We start from the raw sequence: 21,517 nt of genomic DNA on the forward strand, positions 1-21,517 counted from the left end.
ACCTCGCGGCGATGACAATAAAAGGCCGTTTCCCTCGAACCGGACTCTTCGAAAGGATGGGGCGAATTCATTCCCGACGAATGCGCAATCCCGTCGAGCGCGCCTTCTTCGAGATGAAGAAATCAATCGGATTCGAGAACGCTGCTGTAACCCAGCGGAAGTTAGTGTCCGTTCATGGAACTGATGCCGTGCCGACTGGATGCAATCCGTCGGCAGGATGGGTTGAAACCTTCGATGCCATGCATGTCTCCGTTATTGTTTTGGAGCTCTCATCATCGGCATGAATGCAGCGGGCGGCTATTGTCTCTTGGTACAGTATCGCCGCGATGACGGCCGGCTGAGAAAGCCGCCACTGTGCCGGATGTCCGAGCGCTACGCGCCCGGGTGTCCCGGCGATTCCGGCTCCGTTCCCGGGTCGTCCCCGAGCACCGCGCGCACGACACCGCGCAACCAGCGGTTGGCCGGGTCGCGATGACTGCGCTCGTGCCAGTACATCGCCAGCTGGAGCGGCGGCAGCGTGACCGGTGTGTCGACGGCCTCGAGACCGAGGTCGTCGGCCAGCGAATGCGCCAGGCGCAGCGGCAGGGTCGCCACCGCATCGGTATGCAGGACGATATGCGCGGCCGCCGTGAAGCTCGGAACGTGGCACAGCACGGACGACGGCGGCAGCAAGGCGTCGAGTATGCGTCCGGCTGCCGCATACTGATGGTTCACGTCGCCCATCGCCACCAGCACATGGCGCTGCATCGCGAACGTGGCCCGGTCCAGGGTTCGGACGCAGGGGTGATTGCGGCGCATGACGGTGGCGTAACTTTCCGTCCATAGCGGCCGCTGGTGCATGTTGTTCAGCAGATGGGGAAAGGAACCCAGGGCGAGGTCGATCCTGCCGTGTTCCAGCTGCTGTTCCAGCTCCTGCGGGTCGCACTGGACGGTGCGGATGGCCACCCGGGGCGCGATCCCCTGCATGGCCTGCAGTACGCGCGGCAGGACGTGAACGACGCCGCCGTCCACCATGTAGAGACGAAAGCTGCGCTCCGAGCTTGCCGGCTCGAAGGCTGCCGACCCGGCCTGCAGCTGGCGCACCCCCGCGAGTATCGCCGTCAGTGGTTCGGCCAGCTCCAGCGCCCGCGCCGTCGGCTGCATCCCCTGCCCCACGCGCACGAACAGCGGATCGCCGAAATGCTGACGCAAGCGCGCGAGGATCCGGCTTACCGTCGGCTGCGACATGCCCAGCAGGTCGGCCGTGCGGGTCAGGCTGAGCTCGCGCAAAAGGCTGTCGAGCACCTGCAGTTGCATCAGGTCGAGCATCATGCCGTCTGCTCCATCCTGGTCAGGATATCCGCCAGCCGGTCGAGCGCCGTGTCGATGTCGATGCTGTCGATGGCGCCGAAGCCGAAGAACAGTCCCTGGCGCTGCGGCTGCGCCGCGTAGAAGTTCGATAGCGGGTAGATGCCTACCTCGACGCGTCGGGCAAGCCGGCACAGCAGGTCGACATCGATTTCCCTGCGCAGCCAGGCGCTGAGGTGGAAGCCGACCGTGGTCGGGATCGCTTCGAGCCAGGGCGCGAGATCGGCGCCCAGCCGCTGCAGCAGGCGCTCGCGGCGGCCGGCATACACGTCGTGGCAGCGCCGGATGTGGCGCGTCAGGCCGCCGTTCTCGATGAACAGGCCCAGGGCGCGCTGGTTGAGCGTCGCGTTGTGCCAGTCGCTCAGGTGCTTCGCGGTGACGACCGCGTTCATGAGTGTCGGCGGCACCACCAGATAGCCGATCCGCAGCTCGGGCATCAACACCTTGGAAAAGGTCCCGACGTAGGCGACGCACCCGGTCCGGTCGATCCGCTGCAGGCTGTCCTGGGCCTGGCCCGCATAGCGGAAAGCGCTGTCGTAATCGTCTTCGATCACGAAGGCGCCCTGCGCATGGGCTCGCTCCAGCAGCGCCTGGCGACGCGCGCCGCTCATCGGCATACCAAGCGGAAACTGGTGCGAAGGCGTCACGTAGACCAGGCGCGCTTCCGGCGGAATCGCGTCGACCACCATCCCTTCGCCGTCGACCGGCACCAGGGCCACGCGCGCTCCCTGGCTTTCGAACAGCAGGCGCGCCGGCGGATAACCCGGCTCCTCGACCGCCACCACGTCGCCGGGCGCGACCAGGATCCGCGACATCAGGTCCAGCGCCTGCTGGGCGCCGTTCGTCACGACGATGTCGGCGGCCGTGCAGCGCACGCCGCGGCTGAAGCCGGCAAATTGCGCGATCGCCTGGCGCAGGGCCGGCACCCCTTCCGTGTCGGCGTAGCGCCCGTGCGTTTGCGCTTCCGCGCGCAGTGCGGCCAGCAGGCAGCGCCGCCATTCGTCGTGCGGGAATGGCGTCCGGCTGGCGTAACCGCCGATGAATTCATAGCGCGACGCGCCTTCGGGCATGGGATGCCGCAGCGGCGTCGGCAGCTCGCTCCAGCGCCGCACCAGGCCCGCGCCCGCCGGCATGGTCGCTTTCGGCGCCAGGGCGACCGCCGTCCTCACATCGGCGACAAAGGTGCCGCGACCGACCCGGCTGACCAGCAGGCCATCGAGTGTCAGCCGCCCATAGGCTTCGGCCACGGTCTTGCGCGCCAGCCCAAGCTGGTCGGACAGCAGGCGCGAAGGCGGCAGCTGTTCGCCGGCGCCCAGCCGGCCGCCGCGGATTGCGTCGCGCAGCTGGCGGTACAGCTGGCCGGACAAGTCCTTGCGTCCGTCCAGCACGATATGCAGTTCCATCTGAGTGGACTCCTCGAATAAGCTGAGCGGACTCGTGCAAAGCAGTGCCCGATCATATCATTTGGTAGGCGCCGTGGAAGCGCCAGGCCCGCCGAAATGCGCCTATACTGCGCTCAACTGCCTGTAGTCTAGTTGCCGCAGTCCGTCGTCATCCCGAAGGGCCGTCATCATGTCCAGCCAAGCCGATACGCGTCCACGCTTCGTCAGCCGGTCTGAGTTCGATCAGCTCGTGCCCGAGCGCCTGACGCCCGGCCATCCCGCCGCGTTCTGCATCGTCAACCTGGTCCATTTTCGCGACATAAACTACGCCCTGGGTCACGTGATCGGCGATGCTTTCCTGGCCCAGGTCGAGGCGCGCCTCACCGCCCTGCTCCCGCCCTCGGCCCTGGCGGCCCGGGTCGGTTCACGCTTTCCGGTGCTGCTGCCCGAGCACGACCGCGCGCAGGCGCTCGCCTTTGCCGCCAGCTTGCGCAGCGATTTCGAAAAACCCTTCCAGGTACAGGATTTCGGCTGCGAGCTCAGCGCCCACGTCGGCATCGCACTTGCCCCTGAGCACGGTGACGGCTACCGTATCTTGTTGCGCAAGGCGGACGTCGCGCTCTACCAGACGCAGGAGCTGGGCATCGCGGTTGGCGTGTACGATCCCCGGCGCGATCCGCACACGCCGGCCCGCCTGGCCCTGCTGACCGAGCTGCGCGGGGCGATCGGGCGCGGCGAGCTGCAACTGTATTGCCAGCCGAAGGTCGACATGCGCAGCGGCGAACTGGCCGGCGCGGAGTCGCTCGTGCGCTGGCATCACCCGCAACGCGGCGTCATTCCGCCGGTCGACTTCGTACCCCTGCTCGAGAACACGGACTTGATGATGCTGCTCACCGAGCACATGCTGCGCGCCAGTGCGCAGCAAAACGCCGCCTGGACCGCGCAGGGGCTCGACATCCCGCTTGCGGTGAACCTGTCCAGCCGCGATGTCTCGACCCTCCGGCTGTCGCAGATCCTGCCGGGCATCCTGGATACCGAGGGCGTCGACAGCACCGCCCTGGGTCTGGAAGTGACCGAGAGCGCCTTGCTGCACAATCCCCAGGACAGCATCGCCGAGCTGGAACGATTGCACGCGCTTGGCTTCGAACTCTACGTCGACGACTTCGGCACCGGCTTTTCGTCCCTGTCCTACCTGGCCGACCTGCCGGTGCAGGTGCTGAAGATCGACCACGGTTTTACCAGCCGCATGCTGCACGACAAGCGCTCGGCCAGCATCGTGCGCGCCACCATCGGCCTGGCCCATGAGCTCGGGCTGACCGTCGTGGCCGAAGGCACGGCAGACCGCCCGATCTGGGACGCACTATACGAACTCAAGTGCGATATCGCCCAAGGCTATTTCGTCGCCAAGCCTTTCCCGGCGCAGCAGATGCGCGACTGGCTCGCCGCCTCGCCGTACGCGCCGTCGCGCCCGAGCTGAGGCCCCCGCCTCAATCGAAGCTGCGCTGCATGGCGAGCACGACCGCTCCCGCGAAGCCGATCCAGGCCATCATCCAGAACAGGTCCAGACTCCCCAACAAGCCCGCCTGCTGGGACTGGACGGCAAACGTCGCCGACGCCACCTCGGCCAGCCTGGCCGCATGCACCGCCGTACGTTCCTGCATCAGGACGCTTGCGCCGCCGGCCCCCAGCGCGATGCCCACCTGGCCGAGCATGTTCTTCAGCTGCTGCGCATGCGAAAACAGGACGTTGTCGCCCTGCAGATCCTTGAACGAGTGCAGTGCGGTCGTGGCCATGCCGAGAATCACGAAGGCGCCGAACAGGCCCAGCCAGGGGACAATCCCGGACCAGGCCGGCGCCGCGGGATCGAAATGCGCGAAGTGCCATCCGAAGGCGCACAACAACAGGAAGGCGGTGACATGGAATTTCGTCGCATGCGGATGCGTGCGCACGATCAGCAGCATCACGGCGAATACCGGCAGTGCAGCCGCCAGGCCGACCGCCTGGAGCGTGCCGGCGGACGCCAGGGGGACGCCAAGCACGCGCTGTACCAGTTGCGGGAGCACGGTGTTGAATGCGCCCAGCAGCGCATAGCACAGTGAAAAGACCAGCAGCCCCGTCACGAAACGCCTGCTGCGCAGCATTTCCAGTTTCAGGAACGGCAGCTTGCGCCGTGCGTGGGCGCCCAGGAACCACGCAACGGAGCCCAGACCGGCCAACAGCCCGGCGAGCACCCTGTGGCGTTCGCCATGCCAGTCGTAGCCGAGACGCTGCAGGGTGTACAGCACCAGGAAGGCCGCCATCGCCAGCGCGATGCCGTCGCCCAGCTGGAAGCCGCTGGACGTGCCGTCGAGGGTCGCGGCGTCGGCCGGCAGGTAGCGCCAGGCCAGCACGCCTGCAAGCGCAGCCGGCACCGCCAGCACCAGGAACAGCGCGCTCCAGGCTTCCCGCCCGACCAGGGCGCCCGCGAGCCACGGCGCCACGCTCATCCCGCTGGCGAGCGCGGCCCCGAACGCGGCGATGCCGGCGATGCGCTGCGGGGACGGTGGAACGAGGTTGACCAGCATGCGCGCCGCCGTCATGAATACCCCGCCGCCCGCGGCCATCAGTACCCTGCCCGCACCGAAGCCGAGCACCGTCGTGCTGGCGGCGCAGGTCCAGGTGCCGATCAGGAACAGCAGCACGGATCCCAGCAGGTAGTCGCGCCAGCCCAGGCGCTGGATCAGGACGGTCATCTGCGATATCGACAGCACGGCGACGCTGGCGTACAGGGCGCTGACGAGGGTGTATTGCTCGGGCGATGCACCAATTTTCCCCATGGTCGGGGCTGCCGCGAAGACGACCATCCCGGACTGCAGGAACTCGATCAGGTTGAACAGAAAGATGGTGGCCAGCAGGGCTGGACGGGGTACGGTGTTGGCAGTCATGGCATCCTCATCGCTCGCCGGTTTTCAACGCGCGGCCGTTTCGCGCCCGCTGTCATTGCCCAATACCCGCGCAACGACGGCCTCCGCCCCCGCATCCTCGCGCTCGAATACCCGGGTGTCGTATTGCTGACGGTGGTTGCCGCCCTGCATCAGGCCCGGGCCGCTGCGCGTGCTGGTGTCGATCTCGGCGCGCATCGACAGGCCGAGGCGCAGTGGATGGCGCGCCACCTCGGCGGGGTCGAGCGCGATGCGGACCGGCACCCGCTGGACCACCTTGATCCAGTTCCCGGTCGCGTTCTGGGCCGGTGCGGCCGCGAAGGCGCTGCCGGTGCCCGCCTCCTGCCCCACCACCCGGCCATGGAACACCACGCGATCGCCGTAGACATCCGTGGTCATCGCCACCGGCTGCCCCAGCCGCACATCCTTCAACTGGTTTTCCTTGAGGTTGGCGGTCACCCACAACTGGTTGAGCGGTACGATCGCCATCAGGGGCGCTCCTTGCGCGACACGTTGGCCGATCTGCACGTTACGCCGCGCGACGATGCCGCCGACCGGCGCCGCCAGCGAGGTGCGCGACAGGGCGACGGTGGCATCGCGTACCTGCGCAATCGCGGCCAGGACGTCCGGATGATTGTTCACCGACGTGCCTTCCACCAGCGACTGCGCCGCGCTGACCTGCTCCCGGGCGGCGGACAGCGCCGCGCGCGCCGCGGCCGCGGCGTCCTCGGCGTGGCGCAGGTCTTCTCCGGATACCGCCCCGCTCTCGACCAGGCCACGCCGGCGTGCCAGGTCGGATTCGGCCCTGGTCAGATCCGCCTGGCGCAGCACGACGTTGGCGCGCAGCTGGGCGACATTGGCGAACTGGGCGCGCACCTGGCGCGCCGCTTTCGACAGCGATGCCTCGGCACGGTCCAGCGCGAGCTGGGCGTCGAGGCGGTCGAGCTGCACCAGGGTTTCGCCGGCGGTGACGACGTCGGTGTTATCCGCCGCGATACGCGTCACGGTGCCGGAGGTCTGCGGGGTCACCTGGACCAGATTGCCTTCGACAAAAGCGTCTTCGGTGGCCTGGCCGTTCGCCTGGTAGTGCAGCAGGCCCGGCGCGGAGACGGCAATGCCGACCACGATGAGGGGAATCGCGGCCTTCAAGCCCAGCTGCAGGACAAGACGGGTGCGGGTGGCGGGCTGGACTTTCGTATCGGATGTAGGCTGGGTGCTCATGAGCTGCTCCATGGATCAGTGGGCTGAGGATTCGGATGCCGGCGGCGGGGCGTAGCCGCCGCCCAGCGCCCGGACCAGGTTCAGGTCGAGTTCATTGGCCCGGGCGTCCACCTCGGCACGGCTGCGCCGCTGCGCGATGACCTGGGTATCGGCGATGAGCACTTGCAGGAAGTTGCCCAGGCCCGAGCGGTAGCGCAGTTCGGCCAAGTGGTAAGCCTGTTCCGCGGCGTCGAGTGCGGCATCCTGCTCACGTCGCTGCTCGTCCAGCCAGTGCAGGGACGTCAACTGGGCGACAACATCGCGCATGGCCTCGATCACGGCCGCGTTGTATTGCGCAACCGCGACGTCGAAATCCGCGTGGCGCAGCGCCAGGTTGCTGCGCAGGCGGCCGCCGTCGAGCAGGGGTAGCGTGACCAGGGGCCCTGCCGCCATGGTCCGGCTGCTGCCCTCCAGCAGGTGGCTGAAACCCAGGCTTTGCAAGCCGATCAGTGCAGTCAGATTGATCGTCGGGTAGAACTGCGCCTTGGCGACGTCGATGTCGCCGCTCGCCGCTTCCACGCGCCAGCGCAGCGCCACCAGTTCCGGACGCCGGCCCAACAGCGCGGACGACAAATCGGCCGGCACGCCGGGCGCCCGTTGCAGGGACAGGCGCGGGCGGGCAATCGCGGCGCCCGCATCCGGGCCTGCGCCTTCGAGCGCGGCGAGTTGCCCACGGGTCAGCGCGATCGCCTCCTCCAGCGATGCGAGCTGTGCACGCGCCAGCGGGACGGCGATTTCGACCTGCTTGAGGTCGGCGTTCGAATCGATGCGCGCCGCGACCCGCCGCGCCACCAGGTCGCGCAGCTGCTCGCGCTGGTGCAGCGCCTGCCCGGCCAGGTCGCGCTGTACGAACAGCTGGTCGAGCTTCAGGTAAGCCTGTACGACGGCAACCGACAGGGCGAGCGTTGCCGCCTGCTCTTCCGCCAGCTGCGCATTCACCCTGCCCGCAGCCGCGCGCACCGCGGCGCCGTTCTTGTCCCAGAAGTCGACTTCGTAACTCAAGCCGACGCTGGCGTCGTTGAACCAGGCCCAGTTGCCGGCCAGCGGCTTCGGCACGTTGCTGTTGGCGCTGAAATGCTGGCGCGTGCTGCGCACCCCGAGGTTGGCCTGCGGAGCAAGCGCTGCCTCGGCCAAGCCTTCCAGGGCGGCGGCCTGGCGTACTCTTGCCTGCGCCAGCGCGACGGTCGGGCTGCCGGCGCGCGCACGCTCGACCAGGGTCGTCAGCTGCGCATCGCCATACGCCTTCCACCAGTCCTGCCGAGGCCAGGCGGCCTGTCGGACGGCCAGCGCGGCCAGCGTGTCCTGGGCGGGCAGCGCTGCGCCATCGATGACATGCGCCGGCGCCCGTTGCTGGCCCATGCTGGCGCAGCCGGCCAGCAGCAGCGCGGCTGCCAGCGCCGACAGCCTGGCCATGGCAACACGCGGCGGGCGGGAATCTGACTTATACATTGTCTGCCTCGAACAGGTAATGGATTGAGCGCAAGCTTAGGATTCCGTGACGCAGCTGGCGATGACGGGGCAGACATATGCCTCATTCGGAATCTGCATGTCCGAATAAGGGAGCGATTTCCTACCGCCGGTTGAAAGACTTGATGCGAATTGCCGGCTAGTACGGGGGTCTGCGGCGGCACATACTGGCTTCGTCGCAATCACCACTTCACCCATCCTCATCAAGGAGAAACATCATGAGCAAGGCACTCAACGGCAAGATCGCATTCATCAACGGCGGCTCGCGTGGCATTGGCGCGGCCACTGCCCGGCGCCTGGCAAGCGAAGGCGCCACCGTCGCCATCGGTTACCAAAGCTCGGCCGCGGCAGCCAGCGCGCTGGTCGACGAGATCCGCGCCGCCGGCGGCAGTGCGATCGCGGTGCCGGCGGACGCGACCGATTCGGCCGCGCTCAAGCTGGCGATCGACGGCGTCGCCGAACGCTTCGGCCGCATCGATATCCTGGTCAACAGCGCGGGCGTGCTGCTCATGGGTCCGATCGACCAGTTCTCGCTCGCCGACTTCGACAAGACGGTGGCGGTCAACGTGCGCTCGGTGTTCGTCGCGACCAAGGCAGCCGTGGCACACATGGGACAGGGCGGCCGCATCATCAACATCGGCAGCACCAACGCCGGCCGCATGCCCTTCGCCGGCGGCGCCGCCTACGCGATGAGCAAGTCCGCCCTGGTCGGCCTGGTCAAGGGCCTGGCGCGCGACCTGGGCCCGAAAGGCATCACCGTCAACAACGTGAGCCCGGGCCCGGTCGACACCGACATGAATCCGGAAACCGGCGACTTCGCAGCCGCCCTGCACGGCCTGATGGCACTGCAGCGCCACGCACGTCCGGAAGAAATCGCCGGCATGGTCGCCTACCTGGCGGGGCCCGAGGCCGGCTTCGTGACCGGCGCCGACCTGCTGATCGACGGCGGCTTTGCAGCCTGATGACGGTGCCGACATGGTCCTCATTCGGATTCCGCATGTCCTTCACGACACGGTAATGATCTAATAGACCCCGGAGGCTGGCCCTCGTCGATCACAACCGATTCATTCAGGCGCTTCGCCTATTGCGCACCATGGCCCCACTTGACGGCAACCTGACACTTGCAACGGCCGAGACCCGGCATGGACCCGGCCGGCCGCGTATCGATTCGCTCGGCGGGCGGAGAAAGCGCCTGCTCGACACCGCGCGCCGGCTGTTGATCGAACGCGGCCTCGGCGGCGTAGCCATGGCGGAGATCGCCAGAACCGCCGGCGTGGCGCTGCGCACGATCTACCTGCAATACGAAAGCAAGGAAGGGCTGCTTCGTGCATTGATCGACGACGAGAAGGAACGCCATGAGGCCGAACTGGCGGCCCTGCAACTGGACGAAATACCCTGGCGCGAGCAACTTGCCCGTCTTGCCTCGCATGTGGCCCGTCGTACCGCCCGGCCGGACTTGATGAGGCTGTGCGACATCGTCATGGCGTCCGGAGAGGCGGCAATGGTCAGGGCGCTCAAGGATGCGGGGCCGGGCAAGGCCAGGGAAGCACTCAAGCGCGCGCTGGCCGGCGTGGTGGGCCCAGAACCGCTGCACGGGCTGCACTTGAGCGAGGACGTATGCGAACACTTCATGGCGTGTATCGCGGGAGGGCGGTTCGGAACGGGCACGCACCCGGCCGAACCCGACGAACGCGCCCGTCGCGGACTCGACCTTTTCCTGCGCCTGCTGCAGGCCCGCGCTGAGAGCCCCTAACAAAACGTTCAGAGCAAGGCGCGGCGCTGAAGACAGTACGAACGTACGGCGAGGCGCTGCAACGCAGCTATGGACGTTTTGTTAGGGGCTCTTGGCGCCCGAGAAGCGTTGGGCGTTGCCGCTGCTTCGAAACGCCTCGACGATGTAATCGACGAAAACCCGGGTCTTTGCCGGCAGCAGCTTGCGGCTCGAATAATAGACCGACAGCGGTCGCGTTTCCGCATACCAGTCCGGCAGGACGCGAACCAGCTCGCCGCTATCGAGCATTGGCGCCGCGTGCGGCAGCGGCAGCATCGCGATGCCGATGTTGCAGGCCGCCGCGCGCGCGATCGCTTCCGGATCATCGAATACGGCCACCGGGCGGATCTCCGCCACCATCTCCTTGCCGGTTTCGTCCCTGAGTGTCCAGGCCACCAGGCGGCCCGAACCGAGGGAGCGCCGAAGCAATCCGCGGTGGCGCGAAAGTTCATGGGGCGATTGCGGCGACCCATGCCGCGCCAGGTAATCAGGTGATGCGGCAAGGACGATGCGCACGCGCGCCAGTTCGCGCGCGACGAGGCCTTCGGACAGATCCAGGCCGCCGCCGATGGCGACGTCGTAGCCCTCGGCGATCAGGTCGACCTGCCGGTTCTCGAAGTACAGGTCGGGCACGATGTCGGGATACCGGCGCAGGAATTCATCGAGCAAGGGCACGAAATAATTACGCCCGACCGCCAGCGCCATCGATATCTTGAGCGTGCCGGCGGGCTTGCCTGCTCCCTGGCGGATGCCGACCAGCGCTTCATTGATCTCGTTCCACGGGTGCCGGATCTGCTTGTAAAGAAGCTCGCCGTCCTCCGTCAGGCTCAGGCTGCGTGTACTGCGCTGGAACAGCCGCACACCGAGCCCGGACTCGAGACGCGCCACGCTCTTGCTGACCGCAGCCGGTGTCAGGCCGAGTTTGCGGGCAGCCGCCGAGAAGCTGGCTTCCTCGGCAGAAATCACGAAGGCGTCGATGTGGATGCGCAATTCGGCCTGCATACGTATTCCCGGAATACTGCCTCGAAGATCGGACCTTCATTCTATCTCAGCCCTTGCCGCCTGCCGGCATGTCGGCGTCCGCTTCCGTCACAAGCGTCGCGGCGCGGATGACATCGCCCAGGAAGCGCATGAAGCGCGCCACGTTCTCCGCCTCGCCCTGCTGCACCAGACGATCGTGCACACGTCCCACGCTGGCCTGCAGCGCCGGAACAAGTTCCTGGGCCCGCTCGGTGAGCAGGACGCGCACCGAGCGCCTGTCCTTCTCGTCGGGACTACGCACCAGCAGGCCTTTTTCCGCCAGCCGGTCCAGGAGCCTCGTCATGGCCCCGCTGTCGACGCCGGAAAAGCGCGACAGGGCGCCTGCGGTATTCCGGCTGCCGCCATGCAATCGCAGGATGATCATGCATTGGACGGTCGATACGCCAAGCGACGCCAGTTCCGCCTCCAGCATCCGCAACACGGCATGCCGTGCCCGTGCAATCAGCAGCGGCAGGCTTTCTTCGGTGCTTGTCGGGTTTCCCGCTTCCTTCGATGGATACATGGCTGCCTCGGCAGAATTTGATCGATACAGGGGAGATTAGCCATCGGCGATACGTCCAGCCATGTCGGCGTTGCCATGTGCTCCATGCAGAAACCGAATGGCGCGCGGCCCCGCAGCTTGCAGGCCGGGCCTGAGTCCGACTTTCGATGGGAACGGGACCTTGCCGCCGGATCTGATCGCGGCGGTTGAAACTCTCGATGCCGGCGACTGGCTACCGGATCGCGGTGCGCGATTCCATACTGCTTCCGTTGCCTCACCAACCCACTTACGAAAGGACACATCATGAGCAAGCAACTGAACGGAAAAGTCGCATTCATCAACGGTGGCTCGCGCGGCATCGGCGCCGCCACCGCACGGCGCCTGGCAAGCGAAGGCGCGGTCGTCGCGATCGGCTACCAATCGTCCGCGATCGCGGCGGAGGCCCTGGTCGCCGCGATCGAAGCGTCCGGCGGCAAGGCGCTTGCGATCCATGCCGACGCGACCGATGCCGGCGCGTTAAAGCGCGCCATCGACCATGTCGCCGAACGCTTCGGCCGCATCGATATCCTGGTCAACAGCGCGGGCGTGCTGCTCATGGGTCCGATCGACCAGTTCTCGCTCGCCGACTTCGACAAGACGGTGGCGGTCAACGTGCGCTCGGTGTTCGTCGCGGCCAAGGCGGCCGTGGCGCACATGGGACAGGGCGGCCGCATCATCAACATCGGCAGCACCAACGCCGGCCGCATGCCCTTCGCCGGCGGCGCCGCCTACGCGATGAGCAAGTCCGCCCTGGTCGGCCTGGTCAAGGGCCTGGCGCGCGACCTGGGCCCGAAAGGCATCACCGTCAACAACGTGAGCCCGGGCCCGGTCGACACCGACATGAATCCGGAAACCGGCGATTTCGCAGCCGCCCTGCACGGCCTGATGGCACTGCAGCGCCACGCACGTCCGGAAGAAATCGCCGGCATGGTCGCCTACCTGGCGGGGCCCGAGGCCGGCTTCGTGACCGGCGCCGACCTGCTGATCGATGGCGGCTTCGCTGCCTGACCCCGGGAAGAGTCGTGCTCGCCGGTCATCCGTGAGCCTGAGCTGGTCTCCGGTTGTCCGATGCGACAGCCCCAGCCCCTCCCACCATTTCATCATACATAGGAAGACACTCATGAAACAACGTACCTACCTGATTACGGGCGCGACCAAAGGAATCGGGCGCGCACTCTCCGAGAATCTTGCCGCTCAGGGTCATCTGGTCATCGGCCTGGCGCGCAACATTGACGATACGGATTTTCCGGGAATCCTTGTAAGCGCCGACCTCGGCGACGAGCGCGCAACGGAGAGCGTTCTCGAGAGACTATGCCGCGATTACACCATCGACGGCGTGGTCAATAACGTCGGCTTCGTTCGTCTTGCGAAGCTCGGCGACATCGATCTCGACGACCTGGACGAGAGTTTCAGGCTCAACCTGCGTCCGACCGTCCAGATCGTGCAAGCTGTGCTCCCCGGCATGCGTGAACGCGGCTGGGGCCGTATCCTCAACATGTCCAGCCTGGTCGTCCTGGGGATGAGCGACCGCACGGCCTACGCGGGGTCAAAAAGCGCCATCATCAGCTTTACACGTACATGGGCGCTCGAACTCGCGCGGACTGGCATCACCGTGAACGGCGTGGCCCCAGGGCCAACTGAAACCGAACTGTTCCGCAAGAACACGATCCCCGGCAGCGAAGCCGAACAGCGCTTCCTTTCCGTCGTTCCGATGGGACGCTTTGGCAAACCGGAGGAAATCGCTGCGGCAGCTGCCTTTCTGTTGTCGGAAGATGCGGGTTTCATCACCGGCCAGACCCTGTTTGCCGATGGCGGCGCGTCCGTTGGCAGAATGCCGGCTTGATCGAAGGCCCCTCCCCACCCGATGAACCGCTCAAACCCGGGGCATGCCCGGCAAGGCCGGGTGTGATCGAACAACAAAAGCGATTGCCTCTACCGGTGTCGAGAACGCGCAGCCGACGCCAGCGCAAGGTCCAGAAACGCATCGGGGCCGAGCGCCGGGCTGAACAGATAGCCCTGGAAGACCTTGCACCCTGCGCTTCGCAGCCATGCGTGTTGCGCCGCATTCTCGACGCCCTCGGCGACCACTTCGATCCCCAGGCGCCCGCCGAGCGCGAGGATGGCCTCGGCGATCAGCCTGTCCCGCGGCTCGCTCGGCAATCCCCCCACAAAGGCCTTGTCGATCTTGATCTGGTCGAAGGGCAGCTGACGCAGATACTCGAGCGAAGCATGTCCCACGCCAAAATCGTCGAGCGCCAGTCTGACGCCGGCATGCTTGATCTGCTGTAGCTTGTCGAAGGCGTCGCGCAAATCGCCCAGGCCTGCGGTCTCGGTGATTTCCAGAGTCAATCGACGCGGATCGATACCATAATTGCCGAGCAGCTCCAGGGTGCGCGGCACGAACGCGCGGTCACGCACCTGTACTGCGCTGACGTTGATTCCCAGGGAATCCAGCACGAGACCGCGACGGTCCCACTCGATCAGTTGCTTGCAGGCCTGCTCGATGACCATTGCGCCAAGCTCGACGATCAGGCTGTTGCGCTCCGCAAGCGGAATGAATTCTGCTGGCGGCACCAGGCCACGCGTGGGATGCCGCCACCGGAGCAGCGCCTCGCCGGCACATATCCTGCCGTCGGCGCAGATCTGCGCCTGGTACTCGAGGAAGAACGCGCCGGTGCGCATTCCTTCGCGCATCGCTTGCGAGAGTGCGCGCCGCGACAGCACGGGATGCTGCATGCCCGGCACATAGGCGCGCACGACGTTACGTCCCTCGGCCTTGGCATGGTACATCGCCACGTCGGCATGCTTGAGCAAATCCTCGAAACCACTCAGTTCCGCGCCAAAAACGACCAGCCCGATGCTCGGCGTACAGGAATGTTCCCAATTCTGGATCGCGAACGGCACATTCAGGCTGGACTGGACCTTGGCGGCGGCGCCCCTGGCCTGTTCCTGCGCACGTTGGTAATCCGGGTCGAGATCTTCGAGCACGATCACGAACTCGTCGCCGGCCAGGCGCGCTACCGTGTCGGATGCGCGCATGCAGGCCAGCAGGCGCTCGCCCACGCCCTGCAGGAGAAGGTCGCCGGCTTCGTGGCCGAGACTGTCGTTCAGGCTCTTGAAATTATCGAGGTCGAGGAACAGCAAGGCATTGTGGCGCCCGCTGCGTTCGGCGCGCCGCAAGGCATGCTGCACCCGCTCGGCAAGCAGGCGGCGGTTCGGAAGTCCGGTCAGCGAATCATAGTAGGCCAGACGGACCGCCTCCTCTTCGGCCTGCTTCTGAAGTGTGATATCGGTCTCGATGCCGACATAGCTGGCGACATGGCCGTCGGGCCGCGTCACGGCGGTCAGCATCACGCGCGCCAGGTAGATTTCCCCGTTCTTGCGCGTCGAGTAGATCTCACCGGTCCAGTGTCCATCCTGCCGCAAGGATCGCCACATCTGGGACAGCCAGGATGCGTCGTGCAGTCCGGGGCGCAGCGCCGGCGGCAGGCGTCCGATGATCTCTTCAGCGGAGAACCCGGTGTTCCGGGTGTAAGCCAGGTTGACCTTGACCACGCGCCGTACCGGATCCATGATGAACATGCTTTCCTTCGAGGAGAACGCCGTCGCCGTGACCCGCAACTCATCCTCGATGCGCTTGCGATGGCTGATATCCCGGCTCGACGCGCAGACATAGACAGTTCCCTCGTGGCGACTGGACGCGGCCAGCACCTCGACAGGGACCGGGCGGCCATCCCGGCGCAGGTGTACTGCCTCGAACACCACCGGACTGCCATCCGTCGCCGCCAGCCGTGCCCAGCGACGATCCGCCGACCAGTTCGGATCCCAGGACGATACGTGCATGCCCAGCATCTCTGCGCGTGCGTAGCCGAGCATCCGGCAAAATGCGTCGCTGGCATCGACCAGGACACCCTCGTGGTCAAGGACATGCAGGCCGTCGGACGTCGTGCGCATGAGTAAGCGCTTGCGGATGCTCGACGACTCCAGGGCGAGCGCAGTCAGCTTCTCCTGCGTGATATCGACCACAAACCCGGACCACGCAGGACTGGTGTCCCCACGCGGCATGACGCTCGCACGCAGCCAGGCCAGCGCTTCCGGGCGTCGAAGCGGGTACTCGTATTGCCATGGCAGCCCGGCGTCCATTGCGGCAAGCAGGGACCGGCGATACGCCTCGCCGTGGGGAGCGTCGACGCGTTCGAGCAGACGGTCGATGGCGAACGGCCCTGCCGCTTCGAGTCCGTGCAGTTCGAACCAGTCCCGGTGCGCGGAATCGACGAGCACGGCCCCGTCTGCGCGGCGCACCATGGTAAAGGTCGCACGAGCGAACCGGTGTTCTGCAGGCGCCGGCACAGGCTGCGCCGCCAGGCGTAAAACGTCCTCGCGGCTCGCTTTTTCGTTGTTCATGATGTTGACTATCCGTTCGAAGGACGCTGGCCGTCTCGAGCTGGCCGATGCCAAGCTCTGCAGGCCTGCCGCGGAGGCGGCGCGTATTCAGATTGGCCGGATCAGGCCAGGCGGATGCGACTCGCTTGTCAGACAAGCCCCCCGCGCGGCACCGGCACGCCTTGCATGATACGTACGGCCAGGCCGAGTCGAGGATGCCAATTCGAGAGATTTGCTGTAGTCCACGCCCATCGATTCAGACCCCGCAAGGATCGGTCTCGAAGCTTGCCGTCCCTGGCCTCCTGAAAAATGCGGGAATTGGCCTCCTGCGGCAGAACCACTGGCCCCTAACATGTGGACTTCTATCCACCAACGAGGAGCACCACCATGAATGCACGCGCCGATTTCTACACCGCTTCCAAGGAAGCCGTTTCCGCCATGATCGCCCTGGAAAAGGCGGGCTCCGGCCTGGGTATCGATCCGCGACTGCTCGACCTGATCAAGCTGCGCGCCTCGCAGATCAACGGCTGCGCCTTCTGCATGGACCTGCACACCAGCGATGCACGCAAGGCCGGCGAAAGCGAGCGCCGCCTGGCCACCGTCTCGGCCTGGCGCGAAACCCCGTTCTTCACCGAGCGCGAGCGCGCAGCCCTGGCCTGGACCGAGAGCCTCACCAACATCGCCCAGACCCATGCGCCGGACGCCGACTACGACATACTCGCCGCCCAGTTCAGCGCCAAGGAAATGGCCGACCTGACGCTGGCCATCGTCACGATCAACGCCTGGAACCGCTTCGCGATCGGCTTCCGCAAGATGCCGGCCGCCTGAGAGAAAATCCATGAAGACCATATTCACGGCAGCGGCTTTCGTCGCAATGGCCGGCCTGGCCGCAGCGGCCTGCGCACATGGGCCCGCAGGACACGAGGAGTCCCTCGACGTTCTCCAGCATCAATCCCTGCCCGGCTCGCCCGGCAAGCAGGCGGTCATGCTGAAGGTCAGCTATGGCCCGGGCCAGAAATCGGCGGGGCACATGCACCCGGGACCGGTGTTCGCCTATGTCCTCGAGGGCGAGGTCGAATCGCAGCTGCAGGGAGAACGGCCGGTCGTGTACAAGGCCGGCCAGTCCTGGTACGAGGCGCCGGGCGCGCATCACCTGATTTCGCGTAACGCCAGCACCACGAAACCGGCCACCTTGCTGGTCTGGATGGTGAAGGGTGAGCGGGACGCGCCGGTGCTGCCCCTATCGGGAGAGGCGCGATGAACAAGGCGAACCTGAGCTTCATCGTGCACCTGCCGGGTCGCCCCGGGCAGCGTGAGCAACTCGAGACGCGCGTGCGCGATGTCCTCGTCGCGATGTCGGCCGAACCCGATTTCGTCCACTGCACGCTGCATCGCTCGCAGGATGCAGCCGACACGCTGGTCGTGTACGAAACCTGGCGCTGCAGCCGCGCCGACTTCCTTGCCAATCATCTGGGGAAGCCCTACCGGCAGGTCTTCGAGCAGACGCTGCCCGACATGCTGGCCGGTCCGCGCCGTATCGAGTTCCTGGACGAGGTCGATCCGCCGCTGTCGCTTGGCGCGGCCAGCGCCGCGCAGGCCGCCACCTGATCAGTTGTCGGCAGGGAGCTCTCAATAAGGAGGCCTGCCGAACGCCTCCTGCAGCCAGCCCACGAGCGCGCGCAGCTTCGCCGAGGGATTGCGGCCATCGGGATGCGCCATGCGGCCACGAACGTCACCGAACTGGTCATTCCCGATGCCGGACACTGGCTGATGGAGGAGGCGCCGGCGGCAAGCATGGCTGCCATCCAGTCGTTCATCGGACGGGCGGAGTGAGCCCGTCAAAACCGGGGACGGTTCGATTCGAGTCGCCACTCAGGCATACCGATGGTGCTGGCGCTGAAAAAGTTCGCGAAGGGCGGGAACGCGGCAAACGATATTCTCGCGTCCGGTCCCGACAGCCCTACAAGCCTGGATTGTGCTGGGTGGCGGGGAAGCAGCTCATCAAGCGCGCCGGCTGTTCGTCAAACGCGCTTGCGATCAAATGGGGATTCGGCAGGTACAAAGCACATCATTTCGCCACGCGAAGCGACATTATTGCTGTCGCATCTTCTCGGCCTTTTTGACTTTCTTGTCCGCCTTCTTTTCCTTCGGCGTTTTTGCCGGTTCTTTTTTCGCGGATTTCTTCGCGTCTTGGCTTTTACTCATGATTTCCTCGAATTAATACAGATTAGATTGCAATGTCCGATGGCAAGCTAATGAATGGAATATCCGCGCAGGGTTGGCAGCGGCACGAGCGAAACGGCCACTTCGCCCTCGGGCGCTTCATCGGTTTTCCACTGGATCCACCCGAGCACTTCGGCGATGCTCGCCAGACCGCTGTGCAAGGCCGCGCGTGCCACGTGGTATTCGTGCAGGTCGGCCTCGTCTTCAACCGGCGCGGCGGTCATGGAGCGCGTCGCTGAACGCATCTTCGTTTCGAGGTCTTCCAGGTCGTCCGTCAAGGCCGAATGAAGGGCATGCAGGGCTGCCTCCACATCGTCCACATCATGGGTTTCTCGATCGTATGTTGGCATTTTGTTTCCAGACTCCTGATTTATATAAACAGCTGGAAATGGGTAATGGAAAAGACACAATGCCCGGATCACACCAGCAAGATACAGCAATTCGCAAAACGCTGCCTGGCGATTCAGGAACAGGATTGTCACAAGCAGTTCTCGAAAATCACTTTTAAAAAAATCGCGAAATATCCACGCAAAAGCGTAGAACCGTGTATATTGAATGCCGCACTACATCAAGTCGTTGTTATTGTTGGTCTTTCTTTCCCGTCTCGCCTGTCGGCGGTCCTGTTTGATTTCCTTCGTTATGCTCCCCTTGGTCGAACGTGCGTTTCGGGCACTTGCCCATGCATTTAAATAGGACTAAAAATGACTACTCAAACCGGCACCGTAAAATGGTTCAATGACTCCAAAGGCTTCGGCTTCATCACGCCTGACGCAGGCGGCGCTGACCTCTTTGCCCATTTCCAGGATATTCAATCGCAGGGCTTCAAAAGCCTGGCCGAAAACCAGCGCGTTTCCTTTGTGCGCTCGACTGGCCCCAAAGGCGAGAAAGCCGGAGAAATCCGCGCGATCTAAGCACTCGATCCGATAGCGTGCTTGCCCCATGCAGCTGGCATGGGCGCACCACCGCTGCGGCGCATTGCTGAAAAAAAACGGATTCGCGTTCAACGTGAATCCGTTTTTTGCATGGAAGCTCCAGATCCGGCAGGCCGTTTGATCACGGCCACTACCGGCAATTCAACCTTGATCAGAAGCGATACGTCAAACTGGCCCGGATCGTCCGGCCGAACAGCGGCCGCGCCACGCCGCGGTTGCGCGTACCGTCCGGCGACAGCAGGTCGTTGTACAGGGGGTCGCCTTCCGTGAACGTGATCGAGTTGCTCAGGTTCGCCACGTGCAGCTGCGCCATCAAGCGTGGAGTCACCTCATACTGCGCTCCCAGGTTGATGATGTGGTATGCCGGCAGCAGCGTCACGTTGGTGTCGGTGGCTTCGGAAAAACGGTCGCCGATGTACTGGTACTGGCCATAGATCGTCAGCGGCAGGCCGGTGGCCGCCCGCAGATCGTATGATGGCATGAAGTTGGCCATCAGCTTGGCCAGGCGGCGCGGCCGGCGCCCGTCTTCGCTGACCGGCACATAGTGGTAGCCGGTGATTACACCGTCAGGCGTTTTGTCCTCCTGGGTGACGGTGTAGTTCGCGCCCTCGACCTTCGGTTGCTGGACCAGGAAATTCCCCTTCAGTTCCAGTCCCTCGATGAGCGCCGGCCGATAACTGAGCTCGACCTCGGCACCGACGTTCTTCACGCCGCGCTTGTACAGTTGCGCCACCTCCGGACAGGAATTGATCTGGGTAATACCGCCCAGGGTGGCGCACTGCGCCGATTCGATATCCCGGTACACGTTGACCGCGCTGCGTGGCGAGAATTTATTGTAGAACACCGCCACCGAGGCGCCGACGCCGCGCGCCTGGTAGCGTACCCCGCCTTCATACTGGCGAATGCGTTCGACGGCGTCGATATCGACCGCCCGCCCATTCACGATCTGCGTGCTGGCGGCAGCCAGGTCGATCAGGTCGCCCACGCTCGGCAAGCGGAACGAGCTCGATGCCAGCGCATACACTGCAAGCGGCTTGCTGATCGCATAGTTGGTGCCCACCGACCAGCCAAGCGCATGGAACTTCTTGTCCAGCAGGCGTGCCTCGGCGAGGAAATAGATTTCGTTATCCGCCGTGGTGTCCTGGGTCGACCCGACCACGACATTGGCGGGTGTCAGGGCGACCACCGTATCGCGGTTGCGGCGCACGACGTTGGCGTCCAGGTTCTGCCAGCGCACCCCGGCATCGATCCTGAGCCGCTTCTGCAGGGTTTCCCAATGGTCGAGCAGGTAGACCGCCTTGCCGTTGCCCTGGAAGTGGCTGTCATGCCCGCCCCAGCCAGGAAGGATGGCGCCGTCCAGCGTCAGCGACGGCCCGACCTGGTTGCCTGCCGCATCGACCGCGTACAGGTCGGCCAGGCGCCCATGACCGGCGCTTTCGCCGACCAGCAGCGAATTCTGCAGGTTCAGGTCGAAGGTATAGTGGCTGCCGTACACCCGAACGTGAGGTCGTGGCGACCGCCGGCGATGAAGCTCTTTTCCGCCTGCAGGTCCAGCACGTCGCTGCGGGCGTTCATCCGCGCGATATAGGGAATCAGGAAATTCATGTAGGCGCCGGTGCCTTCAGGTGGCGACCAGCCTCCGGGCCGAACTTGAGATATTGCGCAGGATAAGGAGGCGCAACCATCTTCATCGGCAGGTCCATGTCCATGTCGGAATTGAGCAGCAAGTTCTCAAGCGCTGGCGTCGTTTCAATGACCGTCCCTTTCTGTAGTTCGTACTTCAGGTTTGCGCTGATCGATATGGCCTGCATCCGCGCGTCGGCTTGCGCCGTGCTTCGGCTTTGATGCTGTCATGCCTGCCCGCACGCATGCCGTTGAGCTGCTGCTGGATCTCCTGACGGATGCTCCAGCATGTTGCCTCCGGGTCCGCCCACCGCGTCCATTCCGGACCGCTGCCAAGTGCCTGCTACCAGGCCTCGAATGCGCCCTTATTTCGGAACTGGACCGGGTACGGGCGGCCATGCAGCCTGCCGACGCGGCTCTTCGTCAAGGCCGGGCCGACTTCTATGCGCTCCACCGCGGGGGCGTTCGGGTAACTACTGTTTGCGGGCCTGAAAACGATGTCCATTCCCGCAGGCTTTTCGTTGGATACGTGCTTGCGCATGCTCTTCCCTTTTTTGCCCTGTCTGCTGGCAACCAAAGGGAAAATTTAGAACCCGCTCGTCAGTTCACATTGAGATTAGTCAAGCTGAGCAAAATCAGCACATGCA

Annotated in this window: 22 protein-coding genes and 1 pseudogene; 11 read left to right on the forward strand and 12 right to left on the reverse strand. The window is 65.1% G+C overall.

Annotation, left to right across the window (positions count from 1 at the left end; genetic code table 11):
* Positions 1–80: 80 nt before the first annotated feature.
* A complete protein-coding gene (locus tag AM586_RS28050; protein WP_162600525.1) occupies positions 81–284 on the forward strand; it encodes a hypothetical protein in 204 nt (67 codons plus the stop codon).
* A gap of 88 nt (positions 285–372) precedes the next feature.
* Here AM586_RS28050 and AM586_RS06005 read toward each other — a convergent pair whose 3' ends face one another.
* Both AM586_RS06005 and AM586_RS06010 read right to left on the reverse strand, forming a co-directional pair.
* A complete protein-coding gene (locus tag AM586_RS06005; protein ID WP_047824802.1) occupies positions 373–1,311 on the reverse strand; it encodes a LysR family transcriptional regulator in 939 nt (312 codons plus the stop codon).
* The gene (locus AM586_RS06010) at positions 1,308–2,750 is read right to left on the reverse strand and encodes a PLP-dependent aminotransferase family protein (protein ID WP_047824801.1); all 1,443 of its coding nucleotides are present in this window, start codon (positions 2,748–2,750) and stop codon (positions 1,308–1,310) included. The genes AM586_RS06005 and AM586_RS06010 overlap by 4 nt, the downstream gene beginning before the upstream one ends.
* A gap of 169 nt (positions 2,751–2,919) precedes the next feature.
* Here AM586_RS06010 and AM586_RS06015 point away from each other — a divergent pair, with 169 nt between their 5' ends.
* On the forward strand, positions 2,920–4,206 hold the full coding sequence (locus AM586_RS06015) for a bifunctional diguanylate cyclase/phosphodiesterase (protein ID WP_052233666.1): 1,287 nt from the start codon (positions 2,920–2,922) through the stop codon (positions 4,204–4,206).
* A gap of 10 nt (positions 4,207–4,216) precedes the next feature.
* Here AM586_RS06015 and AM586_RS06020 read toward each other — a convergent pair whose 3' ends face one another.
* The 3 genes from AM586_RS06020 to AM586_RS06030 are packed head-to-tail and all read right to left on the reverse strand — an operon-like array spanning position 4,217 to position 8,323.
* Positions 4,217–5,653 (reverse strand): MFS transporter, encoded by a 1,437-nt coding sequence (locus AM586_RS06020; RefSeq protein WP_047824800.1) that lies wholly within the window; start codon positions 5,651–5,653, stop codon positions 4,217–4,219.
* Positions 5,654–5,677: 24 nt separating this feature from the next.
* Complete coding sequence (locus AM586_RS06025; protein ID WP_082439687.1) at positions 5,678–6,871, reverse strand: efflux RND transporter periplasmic adaptor subunit; 1,194 nt, start codon at positions 6,869–6,871, stop codon at positions 5,678–5,680.
* Between the two features lie 15 nt (positions 6,872–6,886).
* Entirely contained in the window at positions 6,887–8,323 is a 1,437-nt protein-coding gene (locus AM586_RS06030) for an efflux transporter outer membrane subunit (RefSeq protein WP_047824798.1), read from the reverse strand.
* Between the two features lie 272 nt (positions 8,324–8,595).
* Between AM586_RS06030 and AM586_RS06035 the strand changes: the two genes are divergently transcribed.
* Both AM586_RS06035 and AM586_RS06040 read left to right on the forward strand, forming a co-directional pair.
* A complete protein-coding gene (locus AM586_RS06035; protein WP_047824797.1) occupies positions 8,596–9,339 on the forward strand; it encodes an SDR family oxidoreductase in 744 nt (247 codons plus the stop codon).
* A gap of 131 nt (positions 9,340–9,470) precedes the next feature.
* Positions 9,471–10,130 carry a TetR/AcrR family transcriptional regulator gene (locus AM586_RS06040; RefSeq protein ID WP_052233665.1) on the forward strand — a complete coding sequence of 220 codons (660 nt, stop codon included), beginning with the start codon at positions 9,471–9,473 and terminating at the stop codon, positions 10,128–10,130.
* Positions 10,131–10,211: 81 nt separating this feature from the next.
* On the opposite strand, the gene AM586_RS06045 is transcribed toward AM586_RS06040, so the two are convergent.
* The gene (locus AM586_RS06045) at positions 10,212–11,150 is read right to left on the reverse strand and encodes a LysR family transcriptional regulator (protein WP_047824796.1); all 939 of its coding nucleotides are present in this window, start codon (positions 11,148–11,150) and stop codon (positions 10,212–10,214) included.
* Between the two features lie 46 nt (positions 11,151–11,196).
* Positions 11,197–11,691: a MarR family winged helix-turn-helix transcriptional regulator gene (locus AM586_RS06050; protein WP_052233664.1), complete on the reverse strand. Its 495-nt coding sequence runs from the start codon at positions 11,689–11,691 to the stop codon at positions 11,197–11,199.
* A gap of 282 nt (positions 11,692–11,973) precedes the next feature.
* On the opposite strand from AM586_RS06050, the gene AM586_RS06055 reads away from it, so the two are divergent.
* Together AM586_RS06055 and AM586_RS06060 are read left to right on the forward strand one after the other, a co-directional pair.
* On the forward strand, positions 11,974–12,717 hold the full coding sequence (locus tag AM586_RS06055; protein ID WP_047824795.1) for an SDR family oxidoreductase: 744 nt from the start codon (positions 11,974–11,976) through the stop codon (positions 12,715–12,717).
* A gap of 112 nt (positions 12,718–12,829) precedes the next feature.
* Positions 12,830–13,552, forward strand: a complete 723-nt coding sequence (locus AM586_RS06060) for an SDR family oxidoreductase (protein ID WP_047824794.1) — start codon at positions 12,830–12,832, stop codon at positions 13,550–13,552.
* An 89-nt stretch (positions 13,553–13,641) separates the two neighbouring features.
* Here the strand turns inward: AM586_RS06060 and AM586_RS06065 are convergent, their stop codons facing one another.
* Positions 13,642–16,113: a bifunctional diguanylate cyclase/phosphodiesterase gene (locus AM586_RS06065; RefSeq protein ID WP_082439689.1), complete on the reverse strand. Its 2,472-nt coding sequence runs from the start codon at positions 16,111–16,113 to the stop codon at positions 13,642–13,644.
* A 366-nt stretch (positions 16,114–16,479) separates the two neighbouring features.
* Here AM586_RS06065 and AM586_RS06070 point away from each other — a divergent pair, with 366 nt between their 5' ends.
* The 4 genes and pseudogenes from AM586_RS06070 to AM586_RS06085 form a co-directional block, all read left to right on the forward strand.
* Positions 16,480–16,920: a carboxymuconolactone decarboxylase family protein gene (locus tag AM586_RS06070; RefSeq protein ID WP_047824793.1), complete on the forward strand. Its 441-nt coding sequence runs from the start codon at positions 16,480–16,482 to the stop codon at positions 16,918–16,920.
* Positions 16,921–16,930: 10 nt separating this feature from the next.
* Positions 16,931–17,353 carry a cupin domain-containing protein gene (locus AM586_RS06075; protein ID WP_047824792.1) on the forward strand — a complete coding sequence of 141 codons (423 nt, stop codon included), beginning with the start codon at positions 16,931–16,933 and terminating at the stop codon, positions 17,351–17,353.
* Positions 17,350–17,700, forward strand: a complete 351-nt coding sequence (locus AM586_RS06080; protein ID WP_047824791.1) for a putative quinol monooxygenase — start codon at positions 17,350–17,352, stop codon at positions 17,698–17,700. The genes AM586_RS06075 and AM586_RS06080 overlap by 4 nt, the downstream gene beginning before the upstream one ends.
* A gap of 93 nt (positions 17,701–17,793) precedes the next feature.
* Positions 17,794–17,925, forward strand: a pseudogene (locus AM586_RS06085) (alpha/beta fold hydrolase); the annotation flags it as partial.
* A 419-nt stretch (positions 17,926–18,344) separates the two neighbouring features.
* Here the strand turns inward: AM586_RS06085 and AM586_RS28055 are convergent.
* Entirely contained in the window at positions 18,345–18,797 is a 453-nt protein-coding gene (locus AM586_RS28055) for a hypothetical protein (protein ID WP_162600526.1), read from the reverse strand.
* Positions 18,798–19,016: 219 nt separating this feature from the next.
* On the opposite strand from AM586_RS28055, the gene AM586_RS06095 reads away from it, so the two are divergent.
* On the forward strand, positions 19,017–19,226 hold the full coding sequence (locus tag AM586_RS06095; protein ID WP_047824789.1) for a cold-shock protein: 210 nt from the start codon (positions 19,017–19,019) through the stop codon (positions 19,224–19,226).
* 172 nt (positions 19,227–19,398) lie between these two features.
* Here AM586_RS06095 and AM586_RS06100 read toward each other — a convergent pair whose 3' ends face one another.
* The 3 genes from AM586_RS06100 to AM586_RS06105 are packed head-to-tail and all read right to left on the reverse strand — an operon-like array spanning position 19,399 to position 21,058.
* Positions 19,399–20,742, reverse strand: coding sequence for a TonB-dependent receptor domain-containing protein (locus AM586_RS06100; protein WP_047824788.1), 1,344 nt, complete (start codon positions 20,740–20,742; stop codon positions 19,399–19,401).
* Complete coding sequence (locus AM586_RS28060; protein WP_156328167.1) at positions 20,712–20,852, reverse strand: hypothetical protein; 141 nt, start codon at positions 20,850–20,852, stop codon at positions 20,712–20,714. The genes AM586_RS06100 and AM586_RS28060 overlap by 31 nt, the downstream gene beginning before the upstream one ends.
* On the reverse strand, positions 20,849–21,058 hold the full coding sequence (locus tag AM586_RS06105) for a hypothetical protein (protein WP_047824787.1): 210 nt from the start codon (positions 21,056–21,058) through the stop codon (positions 20,849–20,851). Before AM586_RS06105 ends, AM586_RS28060 begins: the two co-directional genes overlap by 4 nt.
* Positions 21,059–21,517 lie beyond the last annotated feature (459 nt).

Source organism: Massilia sp. WG5 (genome assembly GCF_001412595.2).
GTDB lineage: Bacteria > Pseudomonadota > Gammaproteobacteria > Burkholderiales > Burkholderiaceae_D > Telluria.

Bases quoted from the DNA above. Each gene is read 5' to 3' on its own strand.
- AM586_RS06075 (WP_047824792.1), top strand. From the start codon at position 16,931: ATGAAGACCATATTCACGGCAGCGGCTTTCGTCGCAATGGCCGGCCTG.
- AM586_RS06005 (WP_047824802.1), bottom strand. From the start codon at position 1,311: ATGATGCTCGACCTGATGCAACTGCAGGTGCTCGACAGCCTTTTGCGC.
- AM586_RS06050 (WP_052233664.1), bottom strand. From the start codon at position 11,691: ATGTATCCATCGAAGGAAGCGGGAAACCCGACAAGCACCGAAGAAAGC.
- AM586_RS06030 (WP_047824798.1), bottom strand. From the start codon at position 8,323: ATGGCCAGGCTGTCGGCGCTGGCAGCCGCGCTGCTGCTGGCCGGCTGC.
- AM586_RS28060 (WP_156328167.1), bottom strand. From the start codon at position 20,852: ATGAATTTCCTGATTCCCTATATCGCGCGGATGAACGCCCGCAGCGAC.
- AM586_RS06055 (WP_047824795.1), top strand. From the start codon at position 11,974: ATGAGCAAGCAACTGAACGGAAAAGTCGCATTCATCAACGGTGGCTCG.
- AM586_RS06095 (WP_047824789.1), top strand. From the start codon at position 19,017: ATGACTACTCAAACCGGCACCGTAAAATGGTTCAATGACTCCAAAGGC.
- AM586_RS06045 (WP_047824796.1), bottom strand. From the start codon at position 11,150: ATGCAGGCCGAATTGCGCATCCACATCGACGCCTTCGTGATTTCTGCC.
- AM586_RS06070 (WP_047824793.1), top strand. From the start codon at position 16,480: ATGAATGCACGCGCCGATTTCTACACCGCTTCCAAGGAAGCCGTTTCC.
- AM586_RS06065 (WP_082439689.1), bottom strand. From the start codon at position 16,113: ATGAACAACGAAAAAGCGAGCCGCGAGGACGTTTTACGCCTGGCGGCG.
- AM586_RS06040 (WP_052233665.1), top strand. From the start codon at position 9,471: ATGGCCCCACTTGACGGCAACCTGACACTTGCAACGGCCGAGACCCGG.
- AM586_RS06010 (WP_047824801.1), bottom strand. From the start codon at position 2,750: ATGGAACTGCATATCGTGCTGGACGGACGCAAGGACTTGTCCGGCCAG.
- AM586_RS06035 (WP_047824797.1), top strand. From the start codon at position 8,596: ATGAGCAAGGCACTCAACGGCAAGATCGCATTCATCAACGGCGGCTCG.
- AM586_RS06020 (WP_047824800.1), bottom strand. From the start codon at position 5,653: ATGACTGCCAACACCGTACCCCGTCCAGCCCTGCTGGCCACCATCTTT.
- AM586_RS28050 (WP_162600525.1), top strand. From the start codon at position 81: ATGCGCAATCCCGTCGAGCGCGCCTTCTTCGAGATGAAGAAATCAATC.
- AM586_RS06080 (WP_047824791.1), top strand. From the start codon at position 17,350: ATGAACAAGGCGAACCTGAGCTTCATCGTGCACCTGCCGGGTCGCCCC.
- AM586_RS06105 (WP_047824787.1), bottom strand. From the start codon at position 21,058: ATGCAGGCCATATCGATCAGCGCAAACCTGAAGTACGAACTACAGAAA.
- AM586_RS06060 (WP_047824794.1), top strand. From the start codon at position 12,830: ATGAAACAACGTACCTACCTGATTACGGGCGCGACCAAAGGAATCGGG.
- AM586_RS06015 (WP_052233666.1), top strand. From the start codon at position 2,920: ATGTCCAGCCAAGCCGATACGCGTCCACGCTTCGTCAGCCGGTCTGAG.
- AM586_RS06025 (WP_082439687.1), bottom strand. From the start codon at position 6,871: ATGAGCACCCAGCCTACATCCGATACGAAAGTCCAGCCCGCCACCCGC.